The organism is Enterobacter cloacae complex sp. BZL2005, assembly GCF_049238885.1.
GTDB classification, from domain to species: Bacteria; Pseudomonadota; Gammaproteobacteria; order Enterobacterales; family Enterobacteriaceae; genus Enterobacter; species Enterobacter roggenkampii.
The window spans coordinates 515,488-542,433 of record NZ_JBMKGI010000001.1; the positions used below are offsets into that span (position 1 = coordinate 515,488).

27 protein-coding genes and 1 pseudogene are annotated in these 26,946 nt (G+C 55.6%); 14 read left to right on the forward strand and 14 right to left on the reverse strand.

Translation table 11 applies throughout. The features are described from left to right. Positions 1-6 precede the first annotated feature (6 nt). The 4 genes from potF to nfsA form a co-directional block, all read right to left on the reverse strand. Positions 7-1,119, reverse strand: coding sequence for a spermidine/putrescine ABC transporter substrate-binding protein PotF (gene potF / locus ACOTXI_RS02675; RefSeq protein WP_008503444.1), 1,113 nt, complete (start codon positions 1,117-1,119; stop codon positions 7-9). A gap of 351 nt (positions 1,120-1,470) precedes the next feature. Next, positions 1,471-1,947 (reverse strand): YbjN domain-containing protein, encoded by a 477-nt coding sequence (locus ACOTXI_RS02680; protein WP_003858385.1) that lies wholly within the window; start codon positions 1,945-1,947, stop codon positions 1,471-1,473. A gap of 63 nt (positions 1,948-2,010) precedes the next feature. After that, the gene (rimK, locus tag ACOTXI_RS02685; RefSeq protein WP_032623133.1) at positions 2,011-2,913 is read right to left on the reverse strand and encodes a 30S ribosomal protein S6--L-glutamate ligase; all 903 of its coding nucleotides are present in this window, start codon (positions 2,911-2,913) and stop codon (positions 2,011-2,013) included. 69 nt (positions 2,914-2,982) lie between these two features. Then, positions 2,983-3,705 carry a nitroreductase NfsA gene (gene nfsA / locus ACOTXI_RS02690; protein ID WP_008503442.1) on the reverse strand — a complete coding sequence of 241 codons (723 nt, stop codon included), beginning with the start codon at positions 3,703-3,705 and terminating at the stop codon, positions 2,983-2,985. A gap of 185 nt (positions 3,706-3,890) precedes the next feature. On the opposite strand from nfsA, the gene ACOTXI_RS02695 reads away from it, so the two are divergent. After that, a complete protein-coding gene (locus ACOTXI_RS02695; protein WP_006809455.1) occupies positions 3,891-4,160 on the forward strand; it encodes a GrxA family glutaredoxin in 270 nt (89 codons plus the stop codon). 35 nt (positions 4,161-4,195) lie between these two features. Here ACOTXI_RS02695 and ACOTXI_RS02700 read toward each other — a convergent pair whose 3' ends face one another. Further along, entirely contained in the window at positions 4,196-4,564 is a 369-nt protein-coding gene (locus ACOTXI_RS02700; RefSeq protein ID WP_023326986.1) for an inner membrane protein YbjM, read from the reverse strand. A 279-nt stretch (positions 4,565-4,843) separates the two neighbouring features. Between ACOTXI_RS02700 and ACOTXI_RS02705 the strand changes: the two genes are divergently transcribed. Together ACOTXI_RS02705 and ACOTXI_RS02710 are read left to right on the forward strand one after the other, a co-directional pair. Beyond that, a complete protein-coding gene (locus ACOTXI_RS02705) occupies positions 4,844-6,529 on the forward strand; it encodes an aspartate:alanine antiporter (RefSeq protein WP_008503440.1) in 1,686 nt (561 codons plus the stop codon). Between the two features lie 725 nt (positions 6,530-7,254). After that, positions 7,255-7,593, forward strand: coding sequence for a GIY-YIG nuclease family protein (locus tag ACOTXI_RS02710; RefSeq protein ID WP_330998468.1), 339 nt, complete (start codon positions 7,255-7,257; stop codon positions 7,591-7,593). A 259-nt stretch (positions 7,594-7,852) separates the two neighbouring features. Here ACOTXI_RS02710 and ACOTXI_RS02715 read toward each other — a convergent pair. After that, positions 7,853-7,909: pseudogene (locus tag ACOTXI_RS02715) on the reverse strand (ogr/Delta-like zinc finger family protein); the annotation flags it as partial. Between the two features lie 227 nt (positions 7,910-8,136). Here ACOTXI_RS02715 and ACOTXI_RS02720 point away from each other — a divergent pair. The 4 genes from ACOTXI_RS02720 to arsC all read left to right on the forward strand — a co-directional run bounded on the left by ACOTXI_RS02720 (position 8,137) and on the right by arsC (position 11,749). After that, positions 8,137-8,931 (forward strand): DUF6216 family protein, encoded by a 795-nt coding sequence (locus ACOTXI_RS02720; protein ID WP_058654683.1) that lies wholly within the window; start codon positions 8,137-8,139, stop codon positions 8,929-8,931. A gap of 723 nt (positions 8,932-9,654) precedes the next feature. Continuing rightward, entirely contained in the window at positions 9,655-9,975 is a 321-nt protein-coding gene (locus ACOTXI_RS02725; RefSeq protein ID WP_058654685.1) for a metalloregulator ArsR/SmtB family transcription factor, read from the forward strand. Positions 9,976-10,015: 40 nt separating this feature from the next. After that, positions 10,016-11,305, forward strand: coding sequence for an arsenic transporter (locus ACOTXI_RS02730; RefSeq protein ID WP_058654687.1), 1,290 nt, complete (start codon positions 10,016-10,018; stop codon positions 11,303-11,305). A 12-nt stretch (positions 11,306-11,317) separates the two neighbouring features. Further along, complete coding sequence (gene arsC / locus ACOTXI_RS02735) at positions 11,318-11,749, forward strand: glutaredoxin-dependent arsenate reductase (protein WP_021240937.1); 432 nt, start codon at positions 11,318-11,320, stop codon at positions 11,747-11,749. 69 nt (positions 11,750-11,818) lie between these two features. Here the strand turns inward: arsC and ACOTXI_RS02740 are convergent, their stop codons facing one another. Next, entirely contained in the window at positions 11,819-13,333 is a 1,515-nt protein-coding gene (locus tag ACOTXI_RS02740) for a sensor domain-containing diguanylate cyclase (RefSeq protein ID WP_058654688.1), read from the reverse strand. A gap of 107 nt (positions 13,334-13,440) precedes the next feature. Continuing rightward, positions 13,441-14,004 carry a TetR/AcrR family transcriptional regulator gene (locus ACOTXI_RS02745; protein ID WP_021240939.1) on the reverse strand — a complete coding sequence of 188 codons (564 nt, stop codon included), beginning with the start codon at positions 14,002-14,004 and terminating at the stop codon, positions 13,441-13,443. A gap of 81 nt (positions 14,005-14,085) precedes the next feature. On the opposite strand from ACOTXI_RS02745, the gene ACOTXI_RS02750 reads away from it, so the two are divergent. Together ACOTXI_RS02750 and ACOTXI_RS02755 are read left to right on the forward strand one after the other, a co-directional pair. Beyond that, positions 14,086-15,300, forward strand: coding sequence for an MFS transporter (locus ACOTXI_RS02750; RefSeq protein WP_058654689.1), 1,215 nt, complete (start codon positions 14,086-14,088; stop codon positions 15,298-15,300). Further along, on the forward strand, positions 15,290-16,102 hold the full coding sequence (locus tag ACOTXI_RS02755; protein ID WP_058654691.1) for a Cof-type HAD-IIB family hydrolase: 813 nt from the start codon (positions 15,290-15,292) through the stop codon (positions 16,100-16,102). Before ACOTXI_RS02750 ends, ACOTXI_RS02755 begins: the two co-directional genes overlap by 11 nt. Before the next feature lie 58 nt (positions 16,103-16,160). Here ACOTXI_RS02755 and ACOTXI_RS02760 read toward each other — a convergent pair whose 3' ends face one another. After that, complete coding sequence (locus ACOTXI_RS02760; protein ID WP_021240942.1) at positions 16,161-17,393, reverse strand: MFS transporter; 1,233 nt, start codon at positions 17,391-17,393, stop codon at positions 16,161-16,163. A gap of 168 nt (positions 17,394-17,561) precedes the next feature. Between ACOTXI_RS02760 and ACOTXI_RS02765 the strand changes: the two genes are divergently transcribed. The 3 genes from ACOTXI_RS02765 to deoR all read left to right on the forward strand — a co-directional run bounded on the left by ACOTXI_RS02765 (position 17,562) and on the right by deoR (position 19,732). Then, on the forward strand, positions 17,562-18,290 hold the full coding sequence (locus ACOTXI_RS02765) for a phosphatase PAP2 family protein (RefSeq protein ID WP_021240943.1): 729 nt from the start codon (positions 17,562-17,564) through the stop codon (positions 18,288-18,290). 7 nt (positions 18,291-18,297) lie between these two features. After that, positions 18,298-18,906, forward strand: a complete 609-nt coding sequence (gene ybjG, locus ACOTXI_RS02770) for an undecaprenyl-diphosphate phosphatase (protein WP_058654692.1) — start codon at positions 18,298-18,300, stop codon at positions 18,904-18,906. A 67-nt stretch (positions 18,907-18,973) separates the two neighbouring features. After that, the gene (gene deoR / locus ACOTXI_RS02775) at positions 18,974-19,732 is read left to right on the forward strand and encodes a DNA-binding transcriptional repressor DeoR (RefSeq protein WP_023292922.1); all 759 of its coding nucleotides are present in this window, start codon (positions 18,974-18,976) and stop codon (positions 19,730-19,732) included. Positions 19,733-19,818: 86 nt separating this feature from the next. On the opposite strand, the gene dacC is transcribed toward deoR, so the two are convergent. Next, the gene (dacC, locus tag ACOTXI_RS02780; protein ID WP_058654758.1) at positions 19,819-21,024 is read right to left on the reverse strand and encodes a serine-type D-Ala-D-Ala carboxypeptidase; all 1,206 of its coding nucleotides are present in this window, start codon (positions 21,022-21,024) and stop codon (positions 19,819-19,821) included. A gap of 241 nt (positions 21,025-21,265) precedes the next feature. Here dacC and ACOTXI_RS02785 point away from each other — a divergent pair, with 241 nt between their 5' ends. Continuing rightward, complete coding sequence (locus ACOTXI_RS02785; RefSeq protein ID WP_103786704.1) at positions 21,266-21,892, forward strand: glutathione S-transferase family protein; 627 nt, start codon at positions 21,266-21,268, stop codon at positions 21,890-21,892. Here the strand turns inward: ACOTXI_RS02785 and ACOTXI_RS02790 are convergent, their stop codons facing one another. Continuing rightward, entirely contained in the window at positions 21,893-23,011 is a 1,119-nt protein-coding gene (locus ACOTXI_RS02790; RefSeq protein ID WP_023326977.1) for a PQQ-dependent sugar dehydrogenase, read from the reverse strand. Between the two features lie 106 nt (positions 23,012-23,117). Then, entirely contained in the window at positions 23,118-23,501 is a 384-nt protein-coding gene (bssR, locus tag ACOTXI_RS02795; RefSeq protein ID WP_021240947.1) for a biofilm formation regulator BssR, read from the reverse strand. A gap of 216 nt (positions 23,502-23,717) precedes the next feature. Here bssR and rimO point away from each other — a divergent pair, with 216 nt between their 5' ends. Further along, the gene (gene rimO / locus ACOTXI_RS02800) at positions 23,718-25,043 is read left to right on the forward strand and encodes a 30S ribosomal protein S12 methylthiotransferase RimO (RefSeq protein ID WP_008501203.1); all 1,326 of its coding nucleotides are present in this window, start codon (positions 23,718-23,720) and stop codon (positions 25,041-25,043) included. Between the two features lie 64 nt (positions 25,044-25,107). On the opposite strand, the gene gsiD is transcribed toward rimO, so the two are convergent. After that, complete coding sequence (gsiD, locus tag ACOTXI_RS02805; protein WP_021240948.1) at positions 25,108-26,019, reverse strand: glutathione ABC transporter permease GsiD; 912 nt, start codon at positions 26,017-26,019, stop codon at positions 25,108-25,110. Between the two features lies 1 nt (position 26,020). Then, positions 26,021-26,941: a glutathione ABC transporter permease GsiC gene (gene gsiC, locus ACOTXI_RS02810; protein ID WP_008501201.1), complete on the reverse strand. Its 921-nt coding sequence runs from the start codon at positions 26,939-26,941 to the stop codon at positions 26,021-26,023. Positions 26,942-26,946 lie beyond the last annotated feature (5 nt).

A 26,946-nucleotide genomic window follows, 5' to 3' on the forward strand; every position in this document is an offset into this window, starting at 1 on the left:
AAAGGGTTATTTACCGCTTTTCACCTTGGTCCACGCGCGGGTACGCACGCGGTCAATTTTTGGATCCTGAACTTTCAGGGTGAAGAGCTTGGCGAACACATCCGCTGGCGGATAGATAGCCGGGTTATTACGGATTTCTTCGCTCACCAGCGGCACGGAGGCCTTGTTACCGTTCGCATAGTAAACGTGGTCGCTGATGTGGGCGATCACCTCAGGACGCATCAGGTAGTTGAGGAACTGATAGGCTTCGTCTTTGTTTTTCGCATCAGCCGGCATCGCGAAGACGTCGAAGAACGCCAGCGCCCCCTCTTTCGGAATGAAGTAGGAGACGTTCACGCCGTTTTTCGCTTCTTTCGCGCGGTTTGCCGCCTGCCATACGTCCCCTGCCCAGCCGATCGCGACGCAGATGTCGCCGTTCGCCAGGTCGTTAATGTACTGGGACGAGTGGAAGTAGCGAATGTTTGGACGCAGCTTCAGCAGCAGATCGGTCGCCGGGCCGGTGTAATCATCGGCCTTATTGCTGTTCGGATCTTTGCCCAGATAGTTCAGCACGGTCGCGAAAATCTCTTCCGGCGCATCGAGGAAGGAGACGCCGCAGCTTTTCAGCTTCTCGAGGTTTTCCGGCTTCAGCACCACGTCCCAGCTGTCCAGCTTCACGTCCGGGCCCAGCGCGGCTTTGACTTTATCCACGTTGTAGCCGATACCGGTGGTCGCCCAGAGATACGGCATCGCGTATTTGTTGTCCGGGTCGTGCTTAGCCACCAGCTTCAGCACTTCCGGATCGAGATTTTTCCAGTTCGGTAATTTGCTCTTATCCAGCGGCTGGAAGACGCCTGCCGTCAGCTGGCGCTCCAGGAAGCTTGCGGAAGGCACCACGAGGTCAAACCCGGTGCTGCCCGCCATCAGCTTTCCTTCCAGCACTTCGTTGGAATCGAACACGTCGTAGACGACTTTAATGCCGGTCTCTTTTTCAAAATTTGCCACCGTGTCCGGCGCAATATAGTCAGACCAGTTATAAACGTGCAGCGTTTTTTGTTCCGCAGCGAGCGTGCCGGCAGAGACGGCCATCAGAGCACCCGCAACCAGACCCGATAACCATTTTTTATTCAAGGCGATCATAGTGTTATTCCTTCTGAAAGCTCGTTAACAAACGAACTAAAACTGTGCAATCAGGATATATGCAAAAATCATGCATAGTTTGTCGCTCTGCTCAAAATAAAAAGAAACCTCTTTACCCGGCAGCTTCCGCTCGCTTTTTTAAGCATCGCAAGAATAACTGTAGCCCGTGTCCCCGGCTATAGCCCAGACGAAAAAACGCCTTTTATCAATTTTTTATGCAGGTTAAGTCTACGTGATAAGCCGAAACGGCCTTCAGGGAGGTGAAATATTCTTTAAAGAAAGGTTAAAAGCAGCAGAAAAAATGGCCTTCTGCAGCCGCTATGGCAGCGACTGCGCAAAAGTCAGACAGGCTTAGTGAAGAAAATTGGGAGATGCATCATTATTCTCTGCATCATCTTCCGCGCTATACAGCAGATGGTGTGCATTGGCTTCCATCATAACCATGGAAATTTGCTCTTCGCTCAAGCGCATAAACCAGGCGAACTGCTTGAACGACAGCCCTGCCCCGGAGAATAAAGACTGGCAAACGACCAGTTTTGGCAGATTATCATCCTGTATGTCGAGAAATGCCTTCACCGTCAAAGAACTGGCATTGATTGCCGACAGGTCGGAAGCCAGCGCCAGCAGCGCGGAGGGCTTCACTTCGGCCAGCGCGGAGAAAAGGATCACGTCGTTAATCAGATCGATTTTGGCATCGAAAATGCCGTCGAAATTCTGCATATGAGGCAGATGCAGCGCCTGGCAGGAATCACATTCGAAGAACGTAATTCCGGCATCATCAAGCCATTGACGTAACGTATCCAGTGTAGGTACGACCTGTAAATCCATCGCGATGCAGCCTCTTTAATAAAAACTTCGCATAGGGTACTTAAAAAGCGCGCGGTAATCCATTTAACCACCCGTTTTCAGACAGTAGCCCGGCGTCGCATGACGCTCGATCCATAAGATCATTTTACCCGCAATATCGACCCCTGTGGTTTTTTCCACACCTTCCAGCCCCGGCGAGGCGTTCACCTCCATGACCAGCGGCCCGCGCGTCGCGCGCAGAAGATCTACACCCGCCACGTCCAGCCCCAGGGTTTGCGCCGCTTTCACGGCAATTTCCCGTTCGCGATCGCTGATATCGGCAATTCTGGCAATGCCGCCGCGGTGAAGGTTAGAGCGGAAATCGCCCTCTTTGGCCTGACGTTCGATCGCCGCCACCACCTCGTTACCCACCACGAAGCAGCGAATATCGCGCCCTTTCGCCTCTTCGATATACTCCTGCACCAGAATGTGGGCATTGAGGCCCCGGAAGGCATCAATCACGCTCTCCGCCGCCTGACGGGTCTCCGCCAGCACCACGCCAATGCCCTGCGTGCCTTCCACCAGCTTGATCACCAAAGGCGCGCCGCCCACCATGTCGATCAGATCGCTGGTGTAGTCCGGGGAATGGGCAATCCCGGTGACGGGAAGATCGATCCCCTGACGGGCAAGAAGCTGCAGCGAGCGCAGCTTGTCCCGGGCGCGGGAAATGGCGACGGATTCGTTGAGCGGGTAGCTGCCCAGCATCTCGAACTGGCGCAGCGCGGCGGTGCCGTAATAGGTAATCTGGGAGCCGATGCGGGGAATCACCGCATCAAAGTGCGGCAGCTTGCGGCCTTTGTAGTGAATCGACGAGGCGGCTGGATCGATGTTCATATAGCAGGACATCGGGTCGAGGATTTCAACCTGATGCCCGCGTTTCGCCGCCGCTTCTCGCAGGCGCTTACATGAATAGAGCGTTCCATCCCGGGACAATATGGCAATTTTCACCCTGCACCTCTCTGAAGACATGGAAAAAGCCTGCGTATCATATACGCAGGCAGGCGCAGGATAAATGGACTATCGCGTCGCCCAGCCCTGTTTGTGCAGGTAATCAAGAATAAACGGGCGATTTTCTTTAATGATGGTGCGGCGAATATGGTCAGTCCAGGTGTCGCGGCGGTTATTGCTGCCGCGCGTCATGTAGTAATTCGCCAGCTCTTCATCGTAGTGATTCAGGACATCCTGATCGACCGGCTGGTAGTGGTTTTCATGCACCAGCATCGCCGCAGGAATGCGCGGCTTCAGATCCGGGTTATCCGCCGGCCAGCCAAGGCACAGGCCAAACAGCGGCAGCACGTGTTTTGGCAGCTTCAGCAGGTCGGTCACACTTTGAATGTTGTTACGCAGGCCCCCAATGTAGACGCCGCCTAACCCCAGCGACTCCGCCGCCGTAAAGGCGTTTTGCGCCATCAGCGCGGTATCCACCACGCCCAGCAGCAGCTGTTCGGCCAGGCCCAGCTCGGCCTCAGGGCAGATCTGCAGGTGGCGGTTAAAGTCGGCGCAGAATACCCAGAACTCGGCAGCCTGAGCCACATGCTTCTGCCCGCCGGTCAGCGTCACCAGCTGTTCACGCATCGCCGGGTCGGTAATGCGGATAATGGAGCTGCACTGCAGGAAGCTGGAGCTGGAGGTCGCCCTTGCGCTGTTAATAATCGCTTCGCGCTGCGCATCGGTAATCGGCTCATCGGTGAAGTGGCGAATGGAACGATGGGAAAGGAGCAGGTCTATGGTTGGCGTCATCTTGTCTCTCTTTGTCTTGCTTAAACCGTATGGCAGCCAGTATAGGCAATGATATGCGCGGTGTAATTGGCGAAACATAGCTCATAGATATTATAACGACAGGCGAAACCTTCTTTAATGACGACAGGTTATGGGGCACTATACGTGTCATTCGCCGTCAGGCTTGTTTTTTTGAGGAGAGAGAAATGTTTGCAGTTATTTTTGGTCGTCCAGGGTGCCCTTACTGTGTGCGCGCGAAAGAGCTGGCTGAGAAACTGACCGAAGAGCGCGATGACTTCAACTTCCGCTATGTGGACATCCACGCGGAAGGCATCACCAAAGCCGATCTGGAAAAAACTGTCGGTAAGCCGGTTGAAACCGTACCGCAGATCTTCCTCGATCAGAAACACATTGGCGGCTGCACCGACTTTGAAGCTTACGCCAAAGAGCACCTGGGCCTGTTTGCTGCCCAGTAATGAAATGAAAGGACGCCCTCACCGAGAGGGCGTTTTTATTTGTGGTGTCGTCGGTTATGAAACAGACTTCGCACAAATAAGTAGCAGAGCGCGCCAAGGGCGCACCAGAAAACAGCGCTCATCAACCACGCCAGCTCCTGCCAGAAACTCCGCGTAGAGATATACAGCAAGCGCATCATCAGCAAACAGAGCGGCGCGGCCAGCATGGCGCCCAGCAGTGGCTTCACCACCTCCCCTTTACGGGAGAGAAAACTGGCTGCTGCCCCCGGCAGGGTAAAAAAGAGCAACCCGAGCTCCGGATGACCCGACGCCCTGAATGCCCCTTTCACGTTAAAAGCAAGCGACATGCATACGACCGTGAACAGCAAAAAGCAGCTGATCACCCCCGCCCAGTTTCGTTTCATATTCAACCTATCCTCCTGACTTATCTCTATCAAATACACTTTCGTCGGGTAGACGCCCAGTCAGATAAAGCAATGCGGCAATCCTTGCCAAAGTACGCACAGGGTGATGCGATAATCAGTAGCTGTCAGTAGCTAATGCGATTAAACTACACGCCAGCTAATGTTTTAGGGAATAAAGCAGGAAACAGGGAGCGTTAACGCTTTTCCCTGACCCCAAAAACAGTAGCCCAAAAAGTCCTTTCATTCAACAACTTACTGGTAAACAAGAAGTTAGCCTCCGTGAATATAAACGTCGCAGACTTGTTAAATGGGAATTACATCCTGTTATTATTTGTGGTACTGGCGCTGGGTCTTTGCCTGGGTAAATTGCGCCTGGGTTCGGTTCAACTCGGTAATTCCATTGGCGTTTTAGTCGTCTCCTTATTATTAGGCCAGCAGCACTTCAGCATTAACACGGACGCGCTCAACTTAGGTTTTATGCTGTTTATTTTTTGTGTTGGCGTGGAAGCGGGGCCGAACTTTTTTTCTATTTTCTTCCGCGACGGCAAAAATTATCTGATGCTGGCGCTGGTGATGGTCGGCAGCGCGCTGCTGATCGCGTTAGGGCTGGGTAAACTGTTTGGCTGGGATATCGGGCTAACGGCCGGTATGCTGGCAGGCTCGATGACCTCCACTCCGGTGCTGGTGGGTGCCGGTGATACCCTGCGCCACTCCGGGATGGCCGGGGAACAGCTCTCCACCGCCCTCGACCACCTGAGCCTGGGCTATGCCCTGACCTATCTGATTGGTCTGGTAAGCCTGATCGTTGGCGCACGCTACCTGCCAAAACTGCAGCATCAGGATCTGCAGACCAGCGCCCAGCAAATCGCCCGCGAGCGTGGTCTGGATACCGACTCCAAACGTAAAGTTTATCTCCCGGTGATCCGCGCCTACCGCGTCGGGCCGGAGCTGGTGGCATGGGCAGACGGCAAAAATCTGCGCGAGCTGGGGATTTACCGCCAGACGGGCTGCTACATCGAACGTATCCGCCGCAACGGCATTCTGGCGAACCCGGACGGCGACGCGGTGCTGCAGATGGGCGACGACATCGCGCTGGTGGGTTACCCGGACGCCCACGCCCGTCTCGACCCGAGCTTCCGTAACGGCAAAGAGGTGTTCGACCGCGACCTGCTCGACATGCGCATCGTCACCGAAGAGATCGTGGTGAAAAACCATAACGCCGTAGGCCGCCGCCTGGCGCAGCTGAAGCTGACCGACCACGGCTGCTTCCTCAACCGCGTGATCCGCAGCCAGATTGAGATGCCGATCGACGACAACGTGGTGCTCAACAAAGGTGACGTGCTGCAGGTCAGCGGCGACGCGCGACGCGTAAAAACCGTGGCCGACCGCATCGGCTTTATCTCTATTCACAGCCAGGTCACCGACCTGCTGGCCTTCTGCGCCTTCTTTATCGTTGGCCTGATGATCGGGATGATCACCTTCCAGTTCAGCAACTTTAGCTTCGGCATCGGTAACGCCGCCGGGCTGCTGTTCGCCGGGATCATGCTGGGCTTCCTGCGAGCGAACCACCCGACCTTCGGTTACATTCCGCAGGGCGCGCTGAACATGGTGAAAGAGTTCGGTCTGATGGTCTTTATGGCGGGCGTGGGCTTAAGCGCGGGCAGCGGCATTGGCCACAGCCTGGGTGCCGTTGGCTGGCAGATGTTGGTTTCCGGACTTATCGTCAGCCTGGTGCCGGTGGTTATCTGCTTCCTGTTCGGCGCCTACGTGCTGCGCATGAACCGCGCCCTGCTCTTCGGGGCGATGATGGGGGCGCGTACCTGTGCGCCTGCTATGGAAATCATCAGCGATACCGCGCGCAGCAACATCCCGGCGCTGGGGTATGCAGGTACATACGCTATCGCTAACGTGCTGCTGACGCTGGCGGGTACGCTGATTATCATCATCTGGCCAGGACTCGGATAACTCCTAAGAATGCGCGTGGCGGAAAATATTTTTGTTACGCGCAGAACTTTTTTATCAGGGGGCAGTCATAACTAGTGCCACTGCTTTTCTTTGATGTCCCCAATTTGTGGAGCCCATCAACCCCGCCGTTTTGGTTCAAGGTTGATGGGTTTTTTGTTGTCTGAAGTTCGTGCCTTGTGGCGAACAGCCATAGGCAAAGCCTTCCTACGCCGTTTCAATCGCATATAGCAGTTCAACCAGATCAACCGCACTTACATCATCCCAGCGAAGGTAGCTCGACAGAGAGCTTGTTCCCGAATCTTGCCCTAAAACGCGCTGGCATATTGCCTGGTGGTCAACGGATGCAGATACCCAGACAGCACCACTCTGCTGACAAAAGTAGGTCGAACCTTTCAACCCATCTCTCTGAATACGTTTCTTCCAGGTGTCTACCTGCTGTGTCGTTACTCTTAAACTCATCATTTCCCCTGAGTAAATCAAGCATTCCTACATGGTGATCAATAAAATATCAGGATGAATCAGCGTGGAAAATATACGTGTTTGATTTTTATCCTGACACAACATTCAGCAGAGCAGAAGCCATGCTTCATCCAACACCAGTTCCTGCTGTGAAAGATATCTATTTTTGGTGGTTTAAAGAAATCCCCCCCTGGTGTTCCTATTGAGGGATGCATTACTCAAGATGGATACACGTTGCTCTATGTCGGTATTTAACCCGATAAAAAATCAAACCTAATAGCCGCGCTAATCTTCGGCATCGCATCAAAACCCACTATAACGGTAACCCAGAAGGTTCAACACTCAGGCGCACACTGGAAGTTCTGCTTGTGGCGAAGAACAATTTCCCGCTCCGTCGTGTTGGTTCAGGCAAGAGAACGACATTTACTCATCCTAGCGAGCAATGGTTGGATCAATGGATGGAAAAGAATGCTAAGGTTTATTGGGTCGCAGATGAAGAACTTTGGGTGCTGGAAAAGACGTTGATTTCCAGCACTCCCTTACCATTAACCTTCAGGGGAAACAACCACGCCTTTAAACCCATGCTCTCAGTAATGCTCAGTTAAGCCATGGCTGAAGCCAAAGTAATGGAGATCGCAGATGAAACAGGATCTAGCAGGAGTATAGTTGCAGAAATGATGAGGCAAGCTGTGGAAGTGGACTGAACCAAATATGAAATCCGCCGCTTTCTAAGCTAGTTCTTCACGATAATTTTGTTACATCAGCGGTGGGTAAGACTCAGTAAAAACAATATTCCTGCATACCTTTGGGTATGAGTCGGTGATGCGCTGATCTTTTGCGGGCGGCAAACTTATCGAAAAAAGCCTAATGCGTCACGAAGGCATGCCCGCAATCGATATTAATGCACTGGTTGTACCGTTCCTATTTGGTATCAAAATCACCCTTTTTTCACACTACATATCCAGTTGTCCCGGTCCGCTTCGGTCAAAATCCCGGTGTGGATCATGTTGGAGAGAAGGCGTATGATTTTTGCGAATGGTACGTTCATTGCGGAATAATGACAACCACTAGCTGTTTTGTTATGTCTTGCAAATTGTGTCGTTGATGGTACAAATAGACTGAAGGATAAAAAGCTAACAGGAGGATGAATGAGCGTTATCAATCCAATAAGTTCTAATATATTTAATGCTGAATTATTAAACTCTCCAGCAGCGGCACTTGCAGCGTGGATATCCATCTTTGGAGCTGTTATAACCTTGCTCACAATCGTTGCCAGAGCATTATTCAAATATCGGAGGTCTCATGATTTAATACTTAAAAAATCCGGAATCCCAGCTTTTTTACTAAATTTCTTCTTTATTCGAATATCATTAAAAAAACTGCCTACTATCACATGGGTTGAAAAAACCGTAACCATTCTTTTTTCGCTTCTTTTTTTGTATTCTATTTATCTTTTTGGACCAGCGCTCATCCAAGCCATTAAGACTCCGCCAAATAGTACGATACTTTACTGGAAAAGTTCAGGCGAGTCATTTTACATATCAAATAAAATCGCGACTGCGGCTACAATTTTCTCCGTTCCTGACTGGGAAATTTCAAAGGATGATTGCACGCAACCATTCCCTTCTTATACAGAGAAATACAAGTCATTAACAATTGAACAAAAAGAAGATCTTTGTAAATTGCTAAACACTGATGAAGGAAAGGCTTTCATTGATAAATCGATTAAGAAGTTCATCAAAGACAAAATTTTTATTTACTCCATTACTCCAATGGGCATGTTTATTTTATTATGGCTATCCATGGGCTTAATGCTCACCATTCACTATTCTAAAAAAGTTAGAAAATACATTCTAACGGAACAAAAAAATGCAATTCTTTGGGTAAATGGCGAATTCAAGGCAGAAGGTATTTATGCAATATATCAAGAGTTAGAACGATAAACTCTTTTTTACACTCAACAATTGTCATGTGTATAAAGAACTTCCAGCTCCTTACGGCTTACACGATCACATAAGGCGTAATGTTGTTTCCATTCAATATACTGTAACACCCCGGCTAACTCAACGCTGAAAGAGTTCGCAGCAGCAGCTTTTTCAGCGGTTTGGTGGTACATCACGCGTTGTACCTGCGAGAACTGGAAATGATGTATTTTCTGGTGGAATCTGCGTTTATGCGCGCGGGCGTGCTAACCCAGCAATGGACTAATAGTCAAAGCCCTTATGATGCTTCTGACACGATCCTGAAACTTATGGACAGGCACTAATGTGCTTTCTCAAACGCTGGCTCAAATCTCAGAACCAGTTTTTCTTCTGGACCTATATACCCATCATCCTCACGTTCATTTTTGGCTATGTCCTTGACATTTATTTCCCTGAGATTAGCCAGGGATTCACCCTCCTGTTTTACTTGGTTACACTGGGGCTGGCTTATTGGATATGACATTGAGGACCATAAAATCTTCACGTTTACTAATAAGGAAATGTCTACACCCACACATTTCTGACTTGGAGACGAGAACCGCTCGCCAAACTGGTTTTGTAAAAGCTTCTTTTAATCCGCTTCTGTATGAGCTTTTTCTGTCCTTCCTGCTTTTCCCTCTTCTCTCACCGGCCATTAATATATATGATTTAATGCATATGATAAATGACATTCAGGATGACCGAATGCTCCACCCACTCCACCTCTTCAAAACCCTCTCCGACGAAACGCGGCTCGCCATCGTCATGCTGCTCCGCGAAGCGGGCGAACTGTGCGTCTGCGATCTCTGCGCAGCCACCGCCGAATCTCAGCCGAAGGTTTCCCGCCATATGGCGCTGCTGCGCAAGTCCGGGCTGGTGATCGACCGTCGCGAGGGTAAGTGGGTCCATTACCGTCTCTCTCCCAACATGCCTGCATGGGCGGCAGCCGTTATCGACACCAGCTGGAACTGCCTGCGGGAAGAGACGCGTATGAAGCTGAAAAACCGGCTTCCGGGTTCGTGCTAATCAAAACACATTCACAAAAACAGATATAAAGGAGTAAGCGATGTTTCTGGCAGGGGCAATTTTTCTGTTTACGCTGGTGCTGGTCATCTGGCAGCCCAAAGTACTGAGTATCGGCTGGAGCGCGACTATTGGCGCCGTGCTGGCGCTGGCCAGCGGCGTGATTCACATTAACGATATTCCGGTAGTCTGGAATATCGTCTGGAACGCCACGGCAACGTTTATCGCCGTTATCATTATTAGTCTGCTGCTGGATGAGTCCGGCTTTTTCGAGTGGGCAGCGCTGCACGTCGCTCGCTGGGGGAAAGGTCGGGGGCGATTGCTGTTTACCTGGATTATCCTGCTGGGCGCAGCCGTCGCAGCGCTGTTTGCTAATGACGGCGCGGCGCTGATCCTCACGCCTATCGTCATCGCCATGCTGCTGGCGCTGGGGTTCAGCAAGCAGGCCACGCTGGCGTTTGTGATGGCGGCAGGTTTTATCGCCGATACCGCCAGCCTGCCGCTGATTGTCTCCAACCTGGTCAACATCGTGTCGGCGGACTTCTTCGCGCTGGGGTTCAGCGAATACGCCTCGGTGATGATCCCGGTGGATATCGCTGCAATTGCCGCAACGCTGGTGATGCTGCACCTGTTCTTTCGCAAGGAAATTCCTCCAGAATATGACCTGGCGAAACTCCAGGAGCCTGCGCGGGCCATTCACGACCTCCCGACGTTCAGAACGGGCTGGATCGTCCTCCTCCTTCTGCTCGTCGGTTTCTTCGTGCTTGAACCTCTCGGCATTCCGGTCAGCGCCATTGCGACCGTCGGCGCGCTGATTTTATTCGCTGTCGCAAAACGCGGACATGCGATAAATACCGGAAAAGTGCTGCGCGGCGCGCCGTGGCAGATCGTCATCTTCTCGCTGGGGATGTATCTGGTGGTGTATGGCCTGCGTAATGCCGGGCTGACGGACTCTCTCACAGGCGTACTGAATAGCCTGGCCGGACACGGGCTGTGGGCCACCACGCTGGGAACCGGGTTCATCACCGCGTTCCTGTCATCCATAATGAACAATATGCCCACGGTGCTGATTGGCGCGCTCTCCATTGACGGCAGCACGGCAACAGGATTGATAAAGGACGCGATGATTTACGCCAACGTGATTGGCTGCGATCTGGGGCCAAAAATCACGCCTATTGGTAGTCTCGCCACCCTGCTCTGGCTTCACGTGCTGGCGCAGAAAAACATGACGATTACCTGGGGCGGCTATTTCCGGACGGGCATCATCATGACGCTGCCGGTCCTGTTTGTGACGCTCGCCGCCCTGGCGCTACGTCTCTCCTTCACACTGTAATGAGCCACTGATATGAGCCACATCACCATTTACCACAACCCCGCCTGCGGCACCTCGCGCAACACGCTGGAGATGATCCGCAACAGCGGCGCGGAGCCAGAGATTATTCTCTATCTGGAAACCCCGCCGTCGCGCGATACGCTGACCGCCCTGATTGCCGATATGGGCATTTCGGTGCGCGATTTGCTGCGTAAAAACGTGGAGCCCTATGAGCAGCTCGGCCTTGCCGACGATAAGTTCACCGACGACCAGCTTATCGATTTTATGCTGCAACACCCGATCCTGATTAACCGTCCGATCGTGGTGACGCCGCTGGGCACCCGCCTGTGCCGCCCGTCTGAAGTCGTCCTCGACATTCTGCCGGACGCGCAGAAAGGGGCGTTTACGAAAGAAGATGGCGAAGCGGTGGTGGACGCCAGCGGGAAGAATATCCTGAAAAAATAATCCATCCTCAGGTGGACGACAGGGCCAGCGCCCGGCGGGCCCTGAACGCCTGGAGAAAACAACCGCCCGCTAGCTCGCCACGCAGACCCGGTTGCGCCCCTCACGTTTTGCACGATAAAGCTCACGATCGGCTCGCGCCAGGGCTGACTGCACGCCATGTTCAATCTCCAGTTCATCCGGCGTCATGCATACGAGCCCCATGCTGGCGGTGAAGCGGATCGTCTGCCCGTTGAAATCGACGTTCTGGCTTGCAAGGCTCATCCGTACGCGCTCGGCGATCTCAGCGGCCGTCTCCAGAGAGGTCTGCGGCATTGCCACGACAAACTCTTCCCCGCCGAAGCGGGCGACAATGTCGCTGCCTCTCACCAGTGCCGGAAGCGCGTTGCCAATATGCTTCAGCACCGCATCGCCGCCGTCATGGCCCCAGGTGTCGTTAATACGCTTGAAGAAATCCAGATCCATGCTCATCAGGCACAGGGGCTGCTGATGCCGACGGGCAAGATTGCAGGCCCGCAAAGACCACTCATCAAACTGGCGACGGTTTGCCAGCCCGGTGAGCGGATCGAGCCGCGCCTCCTGCTGGAAACGCGCCCGCTGCAGGGCGTTGACGTGGATGTAATGCATCAGAAACCACTGCGTAATGGAGATAACCAGAATCGCCAGCGCCGTCCACAGAGCCTGATAATACCAGCCGTGCAGCACGTCTTTTCTGGCCAGCCCGACGGCCAGCACCCATTTGCGTTCGTTGAGGTTAAGAAATACTCCCATACGTTCAACGCCATCAATCGGAGAGGTATATCGTTGGACCTGTGCGGTATCGCTTGCGTATTCCAGCAGCTTCGCGAGGCGCGGGTCGGAGGTGTTCAATTGCGAACCGTCATTCGCCCCCATACGGGCAAGCTGCACCGCATTGTCACGATCAAGGACCGCCATCGCCCCACCCTGACCTAAATCGAAGCCCTGCGCTTCCATTTTGCGAAACATATCGTTCATGGTGTTACCATTGAAGAAACCCAACGCACCACCTAGAAAGCGACCATGTGCGTCGCGCACTGCACGGAACATCACGAAGCCCAACATGTTTTTATCCGTGCCGTTGCTCTGCCAGTAAAACAAACTTTCGGTAACTTCATCCCGGCGAAAATCAGTAAACAGAGGGTGCTGCCGAAAGCTGGCCTGCGTAAGCGTAGAGGCGTCCAGAGCGCGCTCAAAAGGAAATAGCGCGCGGCTGCTGAGAAAATCACCGTCTTCATCAAAGACGACAACGCCATCCAGCCAGGCGCGCTTGAGCTCCCCTTGCAGGAATGGCTGCGCGTTTTCAGGCGTGACCGTATGGTTGAGCAGAAAGGCATTCCCGATAAAGCGCATCTGGTAGCGCATCGCGTTAAGGCTGGTATCAAACTGCTGGGACTGGAGTATGGCCGTATTGCGAAGGATACGTGCGGCGTTATCCTCCACATAGCCGCGCTGGTAGAGCAGATGCCCAATCAGCAGACTCGCCTGAACCACAATCAACAGTACTAACAACGCTCTCTTTTTTGCCAGACTGACCTGCACGAACCAGGTACTTACTTTTTCACCCAACGCCAACCTCAACCACTGAACAGTAAATAACCACCGCGGTGGATAGTCACGTGTTCGGTCCGGATTGTCAACATGGAGAAAAATCGTAATACATTGAAAAATATGAACTAATTTTCTTTATTTAACGGTGTAATGCCCGCAATCCTCCCCACCATCGCCCGAATCTCCTCCCGGCTTAACGGCGCCCGGTCGGTGACATAGTGCAGCGTCATCCCTTCGATAAACGCGTCCAGCGCGCGGGTGGTGACCGGGTCGAACCACTGCTCCAGCGTGGTCTGGCTCATCTTCATCCAGTCCTGCATCACCGTTTTGAGCGCCGCGCTGCGGTGCATAAAGGCGTAGAGCTGATACATCAGCGCCATGTTGTGCGGCGTGGTCACCTGCGAGCTGTGGATCAGCGTGGTGATGGATTCGCACGCCATTTCCGGCCCGGTGACGCCCGCGAAGAAATCCCGGTACTGCTGCGACATCTGGCGGGTAAACCACGTGAAGGCCTCCTCCAGCAGCGGCTCCATGCCGTCGAAATAGTAGGTCATCGACCCCAGCGGCACGCCCGCGCAGGTGGCGATTTTACGGTGCGTGACGGCGTGAATACCGTGTTCAGCAATGGTGTCGAGCGTCGCCTGCAGGATCTTCTCCCGGCGATGCGGATCGTTGGGTGGTCTGCTCATCAATTCCTCACCTGGTTTGTGTACAAATGTACACAAACTTGCTAGTGTTGTCGCTATTGTTGTACTTCTGGTGCTATCCCGATGACGCTGACCTCTCCCCGCAAAGCCCTGCAGCTCCGCCTGTGGGCGCTGTTTATGTTCTTCTTCATTCCCGGTCTGCTGATGGCCTCCTGGGCCACGCGCACCCCCGCCATTCGCGATATTTTGTCCGTCTCTACCGCGGAAATGGGCATCGTGCTGTTCGGCCTGTCGATAGGCTCCATGAGCGGCATTCTCTGCTCCGCGTGGCTGGTAAAGCGCTTCGGTACGCGGGCGGTGATCCGCACCACCATGTGCTGTGCGGTAGTTGGGATGATCGTGCTGAGCGCGGCGCTGTGGTTTGCCTCACCGGTGCTGTTTGCTCTGGGGTTGACGGTGTTTGGCGGCAGCTTTGGTTCGGCGGAAGTGGCGATAAACGTGGAAGGGGCAGCGGTCGAACGTGAGTTGAACAAAACCGTGCTGCCGATGATGCACGGCTTCTATAGCCTCGGCACGCTGGCCGGTGCGGGCGTGGGGATGGCGCTGACGGCCACTGGCGTGAGCGCGAATCTGCATATTCTGCTGGCGGCGCTGGTGTGCATCATTCCCATTCTGACCGGCATCCGGTCCATCCCGGACGGCACCGGTAAAAACTCCGCGGACGAACAGCATTCTGCCGAAAAAGGGCTGCCCTTCTACCGCGATTTCCAGCTGATGCTGATCGGCGTGGTGGTGCTGGCGATGGCGTTCGCGGAGGGGTCCGCCAACGACTGGCTGCCGCTGCTGATGGTGGACGGTCACGGCTTTAGCCCGACCTCCGGCTCGCTGATTTACGCCGGGTTTACGCTGGGGATGACCGTCGGGCGCTTCACCGGCGGCTGGTTTATTGACCGCTACAGCCGCGTGGCGGTAGTGCGCGCCAGCGCCCTGCTCGGCGGGCTGGGTATCGCGATGATCATTTTTGTGGATGTGGACTGGATTGCCGGCGTCTCGGTGATCCTCTGGGGGCTGGGCGCGTCCCTCGGCTTCCCGCTGACCATCTCTGCCGCCAGCGATACCGGCCCGGATGCCCCGACGCGCGTCAGCGTGGTGGCAACCACGGGCTATCTCGCCTTCCTGGTCGGGCCGCCGCTGCTCGGCTTCCTCGGGGAGCACTACGGGCTGCGCAGCGCCATGCTGGTGGTGTTAGGGTTGGTCATCATCGCGGCGCTGGTGGCGCGCGCGGTGGCAAAGCCGGAAACGAATCAAACGACACTGGAGAAGGGATATGAGCGTTAAACTGATCGCCGTCGACATGGATGGCACATTCCTGAGCGATGCCAAGACCTACAATCGCCCGCGCTTTCTGGCGCAGTACGCGCGCATGAAGGCGCAAGGCATTCGCTTCGTGGTCGCCAGCGGCAACCAGTACTACCAGCTCATCTCCTTTTTCCCGGAGATTGCGCATGAAATTTCATTCGTCGCCGAAAACGGCGGCTGGGTCGTGAGTGAGGGTGAAGACGTCTTTAACGGTGAACTGTCGAAAGCCCATTTCGAGACCGTCGCGAGCGTCTTAAACGACGTTCCCGGCATTGAGATTATCGCCTGCGGGAAGAGCAGCGCCTACACTCTCAAGTGCTATGACGAGGGCTTTAAGGCCATCGCGGCGAAGTATTATCACCGTCTGGAAATGGTCAGCGATTTCGACAACCTGAACGATATTTTCTTCAAGTTCGGACTCAACGTGTCCGATGATGAAATTCCGCGTATTCAGGCGCTGCTGCATGAAAAGCTCAGCGACATCATGGTGCCCGTCACCACCGGTCACGGCAGTATCGACCTCATTATCCCCGGCGTGCATAAGGCCAACGGCCTGCGGATCCTGCAACAGCGCTGGGGGATAGAGAGCAGCGACGTGGTGGCCTTCGGCGACAGCGGCAACGACGTGGAGATGCTGCGCCAGTCCGGGTTCAGCTTTGCGATGGCAAATGCCAGACCACATATCAAAGCGGCAGCGCGTTTTGAAGCACCGCACAATAACGATGAAGGCGTGCTGGATGTGATTGAGAAGGTGTTGAACGGGGAGGCACCGTTTAATTGACCGCGTGCGGTCTGGTGCCCTTACCCTAGCCCTCTCCCACAGGGAGAGGGCATAAGAATTAAGGTTGCAGAGCGTTTCCGACGCGCTTGTCTTTCAGGAATACCACCATCAGGCCAACCCACAGCACGCCATTGGCGAGGTTAAACAGGCTGAACAGCCCGTTACCGCCCATCGCGTAGGCATGCTTGCTCACCTCGATACCGACGGTAAAAATCAGCATCTGTAGCATCCCCATCGCCGCGGAGACCGTGCCCTTACTCATCTCGCTGGCAAACAGCGTCAGGCGCACCAGCCCGGCGTTCGCCACGCCAATCCCGAAGGCGTAGATACTCAGCCCCGCCGTCATCCACAAATAAGCGTGAGATGACGCGACGGTTGCCACCGCCGCCAGAATCAGCCCTGCCGCAATCGGCCAGCCGCCCATGATAATCAGCGAGCGCACGGTGCGGCGTGACGTCAGACGAGCCAGCACCAGGTTACCGATAATCAGCGCGCCAAAGATCGGCACCTGCAGCAGGCCGTACTCGTAGCTGCTGAGCTTTTCACCGCTGATGATAATGACCGGAGACTGGGCAATCCACGCCAGCAGCGGCAGGCTAACGAACCCGGTCGCCAGCGCGCCCGCTACAAAGCGGCCGTTTTTCAGCACCTCTTTGTAATCCCGACCCAGCTCTTTCAGCGAGAGTTTCTCGCCGATGCGGGTGGCGGTTTCCGGCATCGCACGGTGCAGGCCAAAGAACGCGATGGCGGCGAGAACGGCAAAGAGCACAAACATCCCTTCCCAGGGGGCCATATGCACCCATGCGGCGCCCACCAGCGGCCCGAGCAAGGGAGCGATCAGCGCCACGTTCGCCATCAGCGCGGTGATTTTGATACACACCGCCTCTTCAAACGACTCCTGAATGGCCGCATACCCCACGGCGCCGATAAAGCACAGGCTCACCCCCTGCAGGAAGCGCAGCAGGGTAAATTGTTCAATATTTTGCGCCAGCAGCGTGGCAAGACAGGTCACGATAAACCACACCACGCCCGTCAGCATCACCGGACGACGGCCAATACGATCCGACAGCGGGCCTAACAGCCACTGCAAAAACATGCCGCCGGCCAGATAGGCGGTCATGGAGGTCGGTACCCACTCAATTCCGGCGTTGTATTGCGCCACCACGGCCAGCATACCGGGCTGAATCATATCGTTGCCGATATAGGTAGAAAATTCGTAGAGCACCAGACACAGGGGGAAAAGCAACGCCTGACGACCCAGACGTGAACCTGAAGAAGAACGGTTTAACATGCAATCTCTTTATAATGACAAAATCGCGACGAGTGTAATGAAATGCCGCAGCCCGAGATAGTGATTTATCGAGGATAAACAGAAATAAAGCACATATCGTCTTCGTTTAAGGTTTCCTTAATTTGACAGATTTATGATAGCCCCATTACTCGTCAACGACCCCAAATTATGTCTCTCACCTCCAGCCGTTCAGAATTGTCTAAGTTACAGACAAATAAGACAAAACGCCTTTACCGCTTGCCGTCCCGCTTTTATGGTTATCAGCTTTTCATACTGATAGTCCTTGCCGTGGTGTTTACGTGGCTATCGCGCAATGAAGCGCTCGACAGATGGATCACCGGCTTCTGGTATGACGCGGCGACGCAGAGCTTCCCGCTGCAGAAAGACCACCTGCTGGATCTGCTCAACCATCGTCTGGCGAAGTACATTGCCATCGCTTTAGGCGCCGTGGCGCTGTTTTACGGCGCGTACAAGCGTAACGCGAGGCTGGTTACGGCGGCGCTGCTGATGGGGCTTGGCGCGCTGGTCGTGGGCGTGCTGAAAAGCATGAGCCATCACAGCTGCCCGTGGGACCTGGTGGAATATGGCGGTAAGGCGATGTCCTATCCCCTGTTCAGCGCCGTCCCGGCGGACAGCGGCCCGGGGCGCTGCTTCCCCGGCGGCCATTCTTCCAGCGGCTTTATGGTGATGGGACTGTTTTTTGCCTTCTGGCGCGAGCGGCCGCGTCTGGCCTGGAGCTTTGTCGTTCTCGGCATTTTGCTGGGTCTGGCGATGGGCTTCGGTCAGGTCATGCGCGGGGCGCATTTTTTCTCTCACAACCTGTGGGCCGGGTGGTGGGTCTGGTTTTCCCAGGTGGCAGTCTACGGGCTGGTTTCCACCCGGTTTGCTAAAGAGTGATAACGCTATGCTAGAGAATCTGAATTATCAGCTGTTTTATCTGATCAACGCCACCCCGGCCTCGCCCGAGTGGATGATCGACTTCGCCACCTTTCTGGCAAAAGATCTGATCAGTATCGTGCCCGCGCTGGCAGCCATCCTCTGGCTGTGGGGACCTCGTAGCCAGGTGAAAGCGCAGCGCAAGCTTGTAATCAAAGTGGCGATGGCTCTCGGCGTAAGCGTCCTGGCAAGTTACATTCTGGGCCGTGCGTTCCCGCACGATCGTCCGTTTGTCGATCACGTCGGCTATACCTTCCTGCACCATGCGCCGGATGACTCTTTCCCGAGCGATCACGGTACGGTGATCTTCACCTTCGCACTGGCCTTCCTGTTCTGGCATCGCCTGTGGTCGGGTGCGGTGCTGATGGTGGTCGCGGTGGCCATCGCCTGGTCTCGCGTGTATCTGGGCGTCCACTGGCCGCTGGATATGGTGGGTGGCTTCCTGGTGGGGCTGATTGGCTGCGTGAGCGCGGCTATCCTGTGGAGCCTCATCGGGGAAGCGCTCTACCGTGCGCTTTCTTCACTCTATCGCGCCATTTTCGCCATCCCGATCCGCAAAGGCTGGATACGTGACTAACCCCGACCTGACAGGTTACACTTGAACCCCCGCCCTGCGGGGGTTCATTTTTTTATGCCGAGGAACTATGGAAACACGTCGCGATGACCGCATTGCTCAGCTGCTGCAGGCGCTGAAGCGCAGCGATAAGCTGCATCTTAAGGAAGCCGCCAACCTCCTCGGCGTCTCGGAGATGACCATTCGTCGGGATCTGAACAGCGAGAGCGCGCCCGTCGTGCTGCTGGGCGGATACATTGTGCTTGAGCCGCGTAGCGCCAGCCATTATCTGATCAGCGACCAGAAGACGCGCCTGGTGGAAGAGAAACGCAAAGCCGCGCGGCTTGCGGCTTCCCTGGTACAGCCGCACCAGACGCTGTTTTTTGACTGCGGTACCACCACGCCGTGGATTATCGAAGCCATCGACAGCAGCATTCCGTTTACCGCCGTCTGTTATTCCCTGAACACCTTTCTGGCGCTTCAGGAGAAACCCGAGTGCCGGGTGATCCTCTGTGGCGGTGAGTTTCACGCCAGCAACGCGATCTTTAAGCCGCTCAACCTGCAGGACACGCTCAGCAACCTCTGCCCGGATATCGCGTTTTATTCTGCCGCGGGCGTCAATGTGCGCCAGGGGGCAACCTGCTTTAACCTGGAAGAATTACCGGTCAAGCACTGGGCGTTGAGCGCCGCGCAGTACCATGTGCTGGTGGTCGATCACAGTAAGTTTGGTAAGGTGCGTCCGGCAAGAATGGGCGAGCTGGCGCAGTTCGATGCCATCGTCAGCGATTGCCGCCCGGACGACGAGATTGTGGCCCACGCGAAAGCGCAGCAGGTGAAGTTGATGTATTGAGGTTATGCCGGGTGGCGGCTTCGCCTTACCCGGCCTACAACGGCTCGAACGTAGGCCGGGTAAGCGCAGCGCCACCCGGCAAAAACTTAGCTAAACCAGCTGCCGAACCACCCGTGGAATTTCATCATCACGAAATCCCACATCCGGCTGAAGAAGCCGCCCTCTTCCACCGCTTCCATCACAATCAGCGGACGCTGTTCAATCGACTTACCGTTAAGCTGGAAATCAATCGTCCCAACCACCTGGCCTTTTTTCAGCGGGGCGGTGAGCTGCGGGTTGGTCAGAGTGTAGCTGGCCTTCAGGTTTTTCAGCTGGCCGCGCGGAATGGTTACCGAGCCCGCCTCACCCGCGCCCAGGTTCACCTCGCTCTTGTCACCAAACCAGACGCGCTGGCTGACGAACGTGGCATCCGGTTTAATCGGCGTCACGGTTTCATAAAAGCGGAAGCCCCAGGTCAGCAGTTTTTCTGATTCGTTAAAACGAATGCGGTCGGTTTTGGTGCCCAGCACTACCGAAATCAGGCGCATGTCGCCCTGGGTCGCGGAGGCCACCAGGTTATAGCCTGCACCCGCCGTGGTGCCGGTTTTCATCCCGTCCACGTTGACGTTGCTGCTCCACAGCAGGCGGTTGCGGTTCGGCTGGCGAATTTTGTTGAAGGTAAACTCTTTCTCTTTGTGGATGGCGTATTCATCCGGCACGTCGTGGATTAGCGCTTTCCCCAGCAGCGCCATGTCGCGCGCGGTGCTGAACTGGCCCGGCGCATCCAGGCCGTGAACCGTTTTGAACGTGGTGTTGGTTAAGCCCAGCTTCTGCGCGTAACCATTCATCAAGCCAATGAAAGAATCCTGGCTGCCGGCAACGTAGTCGGCCAGCGCGATGCACGCATCATTTCCCGACTGAATAATCACCCCTTTATTCAGATCGGAAACGGAGACCTGATCCCCTGGCTTCAGGAACATCACGGAAGATCCGCGCAGGGCCGGATTGCCGGTCGCCCAGGCGTCTTTCCCGATGGTCACCATATCGTCCAGCTTGATCTTGCCCGCTTTCAGCGCCTGGCCTACCACATAGCTGGTCATGATTTTGGTCAGGCTTGCCGGATCGAGTTTCTCATCCGCATTCCCTTCCGCCAGCACTTTACCGCTGGCGTAGTCCATCAGGATCCAGGCGCGCGCATCCATAGGCGGCGCTTCGGGCGCAGCCTGTTCAGCTGCGTAGAGCGTTGGTGCAAACAGGAAAAGAAGCGCAGAGCCTGCCGCCAGGCTGCGCAGAGAAGTCATTTTACGCGTCATAAATGCCACCCGAGTGTCCATTCAAAAATTACGTCACATCACCGTGTCGCAAGAAGCGATGAGTAATAGCGCACTAAAACCGTTAAAGAAACCCAACGAGGGTAAAGTTATTAAAGTTTATGCAATAACATTCAGATACGCTTTGATTAAGGCGATTTTTTTGTCTTCTGTTGCGTAATTGTTAGGTTTATCTCACCATGGCGAAAAGCTGATTCGGATTCACATCTCATCGGGAGTAAATATGATTACGCTGTGGGGCAGGAATAATTCGACCAACGTTAAGAAAGTGCTCTGGACGCTGGAAGAGCTGGATTTACCGTTCAATCAAATCATGGCAGGCATGGCGTTCGGCGTGAACAAGGAGGCCGACTATCTGGCCATGAACCCGAATGGCCTGGTGCCGCTGCTGCGCGATGATGAAACGGACGCGACGCTTTGGGAGTCCAACGCGATTGTGCGTTACCTCGCCGCCCAGTACGGTCAGGGCCGCCTGTGGGTAGAAAACCCGGCCCGCCGCGCCCAGGGCGAAAAGTGGATGGACTGGGCGAACCAGACGCTGTCTCCGACCCACCGCGTGATCCTGATGGGGCTTATCCGCACGCCGGAAGCGGAACGCGATTATCCCGCGATTCACGCCGCGCAGGATGCCTGCGAAAATCTGTTTGCGATGATGGATGACGAGCTGGCGAAGCACGCCTGGTTCTCCGGCGAGGCGTTCGGCACCGGCGATATCGCCGTGGCGCCATTCGTCTGGAACCTGACCAACATGGGCCTGAAGTGGACGCCGCGCCCGCACCTGGAGCGCTGGCTTAAACAGCTGAGCGATCGCCCGGCGTACCGTAACGTCGTGATGATCCCGGTTACCTGATTACGCGCCGGACGGGCTGACTTTCAACAGCTGCCCGTCCGTCTCGTCGGTCAGGACATACAGATACCCATCCGGCCCCACCCGCACATCGCGAATACGCTGATCCCGGTCGCCCAGAATGCGCCCGTCCTCTGTCACCTTGTTACCCTCCACGCTCAGCACGATCACGTCCTTCTCCTTCAGCGCGCCGATAAACAGCTTGTTTTTCCACTGCGGGAAGACGTCGCTGTTGTAGAACGCCATGCCGCTTACCGCGGGTGAGACTTTCCAGACGAACAGCGGCTTCTCGGTACCCTCAACGTGCTCGCCTTTGGCTTCCGGGATTTTCAGCCCGCTGTAGTTAATGCCGTGCGTGGCCAGCGGCCAGCCGTAGTTCTTACCCTTCTCCGGGATATTGATCTCATCCCCGCCGCGCGGGCCGTGCTCGTTCAGCCACAGCGTGTCGCTCCAGGGGTTCATCGCCATCCCCTGCGGGTTGCGGATGCCGTAAGACCAGATTTCAGGTCGCGCACCGGGGGTATTCACAAAGGGGTTATCCGGCGGGACTTTTCCATCTTCGGTGAGGCGCACCACTTTGCCCTGCAATTTATCCAGATCCTGCGCCGTGGGACGCTGGTTATTCTCACCGAGTCCGATAAAGAGGGAGCCTTTGCCGTCGAACACCAGCCGTCCGCCGAAATGGTTACCGGTTGAGAGTTTCGGCATCTGGCGGAACGCCACCTGGAATCCCTCGATGCGGGAATAGTCGTCGCTCAGGCGGCCAAAGCCCACCGCCGTTCCGGCTTTGCCGTCATGCCCAGCCTCGGCGTAGCTCAGCCAGACGCGGCGCGACGTTTCAAAATCCGGCGCCAGCACCACATCCAGCAATCCTCCCTGGCCGTTTGCCCAGACTTTCGGTACGCCGACAATCGGATCGGAGAGCCCTTTTCCGGCCTGCCAGCGTTTGAGCTGGCCACCCTTCAGGGTCACCAGCAGCCCGTTATTATCCGGCAGGAATGCCAGGGACCAGGGGTGATCGAGTCTGTTTTGCAGCACCTCGACCTTAACCGCCTCTGGCGCGGCTAGAAGTGAAAACGGAATAAATAACGCAGGCAGGGAAATCAGCGAGGATCGAGGCATAACGCGCTCCTTTATCGGCATATGGCTTAAAGATTAGCCACTGCGTCCGGGCGCGTTACCACTTTTACAAAAGCTTAATCAGAAGGGGGAGTTGCCTCCCCCGGGATCAGTGCTGTTCGAGCTGTTTGTGCTCGTTCAGACACATGATGCATAGAGAGAGCGTTGTCAGGCAGTTTTCAAGCTTCTCCGCGTTTACGGCGATAAAATTCGGGCAGTCGTGGCGTCCGTTCATCAGACACACCCCTGCAATGGAGAGCACCTCGGCGGCGCGGCGCAGCGCGACTTCTTCACTTTCGCCGTAGTTCGCCTGCAGGGCCGGTGCTTTTTCACGCATGAAATTGCAAAGTTCAAACAGGTTATCACGCAGATGTTCGCTTTCGCTGACTGACATATACCCTTTTGCCTTCCTCAACTGCAGGTACGCGGCCAGGTCGATTCGGGCGTTGATCAGCTTGTTCAGCAGATCGCGTTTTAGTCTGTCAACGGTCATGCTCTTTCCTCCTCTGTCAGCCATTGTGCATAGTCAGGATAAGTACATTTTTTGTACAGTTTAATGCCTGGGATCAATTTTTATTAACTGATTAACATTATTTACAATGTTACAATCTCTGCCCGGCGCATCCGCCTTGCAAAGAGTGTATAAATCCCCCGCGATACGCTGTAAAATCCCGCCCTGATAACTCCATAATTGATGAATTTTTAACCTATGAGCAATGTTACGCACCAGCCGAAAATCGGCTTCGTCTCCCTGGGCTGCCCGAAAAACCTGGTGGATTCAGAACGCATCCTGACCGAACTGCGCACCGAGGGCTATGACGTGGTGCCAAGCTACGACAACGCCGATATGGTGATCGTTAACACCTGCGGGTTTATCGACAGCGCGGTCCAGGAGTCACTGGAAGCCATCGGTGAAGCGCTGACCGAAAACGGCAAAGTGATCGTGACCGGCTGTCTGGGCGCGAAAGAAGACCAGATCCGCGAAGTGCACCCGAAGGTGCTGGAGATTACCGGCCCGCACAGCTACGAGCAGGTGCTGCAACATGTTCATCACTACGTGCCAAAACCCAAGCACAACCCGTTCCTGAGCCTGGTGCCGGAACAGGGCGTGAAGCTGACGCCGCGCCACTACGCGTACCTGAAAATTTCCGAAGGCTGCAACCACCGCTGCACCTTCTGCATCATCCCGTCCATGCGTGGCGATCTGGTGAGCCGTCCAATCGGCGAAGTGCTGGCGGAAGCCAAACGTCTGGCCGATGCGGGCGTGAAGGAACTGCTGGTCATCTCCCAGGACACCTCAGCTTACGGCGTGGACGTTAAGCACCGCTCCGGTTTCCACAACGGCGAGCCGGTGAAAACCAGCATGGTCGGCCTGTGCGAGCAGCTGTCCAAACTCGGTATCTGGACACGTCTGCACTACGTTTACCCGTACCCGCACGTTGACGACGTGATCCCACTGATGGCGGAAGGCAAGATTCTGCCATACCTGGACATCCCGCTGCAGCATGCCAGCCCGCGTATCTTGAAGCTGATGAAACGTCCTGGCTCCGTTGACCGTCAGCTGGCCCGCATCAAGCAATGGCGTGAGATCTGCCCGGATCTGACCCTGCGCTCCACCTTCATCGTTGGCTTCCCGGGTGAAACCGAAGAAGATTTCCAGATGCTGCTCGACTTCCTGAAAGAAGCGCGTCTGGACCGCGTCGGCTGCTTCAAGTACAGCCCGGTAGAAGGCGCAACCGCTAACGAGTTGGCGGATCAGGTGCCGGAAGAGGTTAAGGAAGAGCGCTGGAACCGCTTCATGCAGCTTCAGCAGCAGATTTCTGCCGAGCGTCTGCAGGAAAAAGTGGGCCGCGAGATCATGGTTATCATCGACGAAGTGGACGAAGAAGGCGCGATTGGCCGCAGCATGGCGGACGCCCCTGAAATCGACGGCGCGGTGTACCTGAATGGCGAAACCAACGTTAAGCCGGGTGATATTATTCGCGTGAAGGTTGAAAACGCGGATGAGTATGACCTGTGGGGTAGCCGGGTTTAATTCCCCCCACTCCGCTTTTGTAGGCCGGGTAAGGCGAAGCCGCCACCCGGCACATTTCACTGCACTACCCCTTTATCCTCGGATCCAGCGCGTCGCGCAGCCCATCCCCCAGCAGGTTAAACGCCAGCACGGTCAGGAAAATCGCCAGGCTCGGGAAAATCGCCACGTGCGGCGCAATCACCATATCGGCCCTCGCCTCGTTCAGCATCGCGCCCCACTCCGGCGTCGGGGGCTGTGCCCCTAACCCCAGAAACGACAGGCTGGCCGCCGAGATTATCGACACGCCGATACGCATGGTGAAGTAGACCACGATGGACGACACCGTCCCCGGCAGAATATGGCTGAAGAGGATGGTCGCATCGCTGGCCCCCATACTGCGGGCCGACTCGATGAAGGTCTGCTGTTTCAGCACCAGCGTGTTGCCGCGCACCAGGCGGGCAAAGGCCGGAATCGAAAACACCGCGACCGCAATGATGACGTTGGCCATGCCGCTGCCCATGATCGCCACCACGGCAATCGCCAGCAGAATGCCGGGGAAGGCAAACAGCACGTCGCAGATGCGCATGATGATGCGGTCCCACCAGCCTTCGTAATAGCCGGCGACCAGCCCCAGCACGATCCCGATTGCCGCGCCGATCAGCACCGCAAACACCCCGGCGGCGAGCGAGATCTGCGCCCCCACCAGCACCCGGCTAAAGATATCCCGCCCGAGAGAGTCCACGCCGAACCAGTGGAGCATCGAGGGCCCGTCGTTCAGGCGGTCGTAGTCAAAATAGTTTTCCGCATCAAACGGCGCCACCCACGGCGCCACGATCGCCACCACGATCAGCAGCAGCACGAACAGCCCCGCCGTCATCGCGACCGGCTGGCGGCGGAAACGCCGCCAGAATTCAGACCACGGGGTGCGGATGTGGTCCGGTTTTAGCCCCGGCATGGCGTTTAATACGGCCTGACGCCGCCAGTTCAATAATCGCATCTTACTTATACCTGATGGCCGGGTTAATGGCGGCGTAGAGCACGTCCACCACGAGGTTGATAAGAATAAACTCCAGCGAGAAAAGCAGGACTTCCGCCTGAATCACCGGGTAGTCGCGCATCTCGACGGAATCGACCAGCAGACGTCCCAGCCCCGGCCAGTTGAAGACCTTTTCCACCACGATAGAGCCGCCCAGCAGGAAGCCAAACTGCAGCCCCATCATCGTCACCACCGGGATCATCGCATTGCGGAACCCGTGCTTGAGAATGACCCACTTCTCGCTGACCCCTTTCGCCCGCGCGGTGCGAATATAATCTTCGCTCAGCACGTCAACGAACGAGGCGCGGGTAAAACGGGCCATTACCGCCGACACGGCAGCCCCCAGCGTCATCGAGGGCAGGATGTAATGCTTCCAGGTATCGGCCCCGACGGTGGGCAGCCAGCCCAGCTCAACGGAGAAGATCTGCATCAGCAGCATCCCCAGCGCGAACGCCGGGAAGGAGATGCCGGTCACCGCCAGCGCCATGCCGAGCTTGTCCGGCCAGCGGTTACGCCAGACGGACGCCACAATCCCGGCGCCAAGTCCGAACACCACGGCCCAGCTCATGCTGGCTATCGTTAACCAGAACGTGGGCATAAAGCGGGTGGCGATCTCCTCCGACACCGGACGACGCGACACCATCGAGATACCAAAATCGCCCTGCAGAACGTTGCCAATATAGTGCAGAAACTGCATATACAGCGGCTGGTCAAGACCCAGCTGTTTACGCACCAGCTCAATGACCGTGGCATCCGCTTCAGGCCCGGCAACCAGACGCGCCGGATCGCCCGGCAGCATATGGACAAACAAAAACACCAGCACCGCCACAATCAGCAGCGTCGGGATAAGCCCCAGCAGGCGTTTACAAACATAGTTCAGCATGGGCG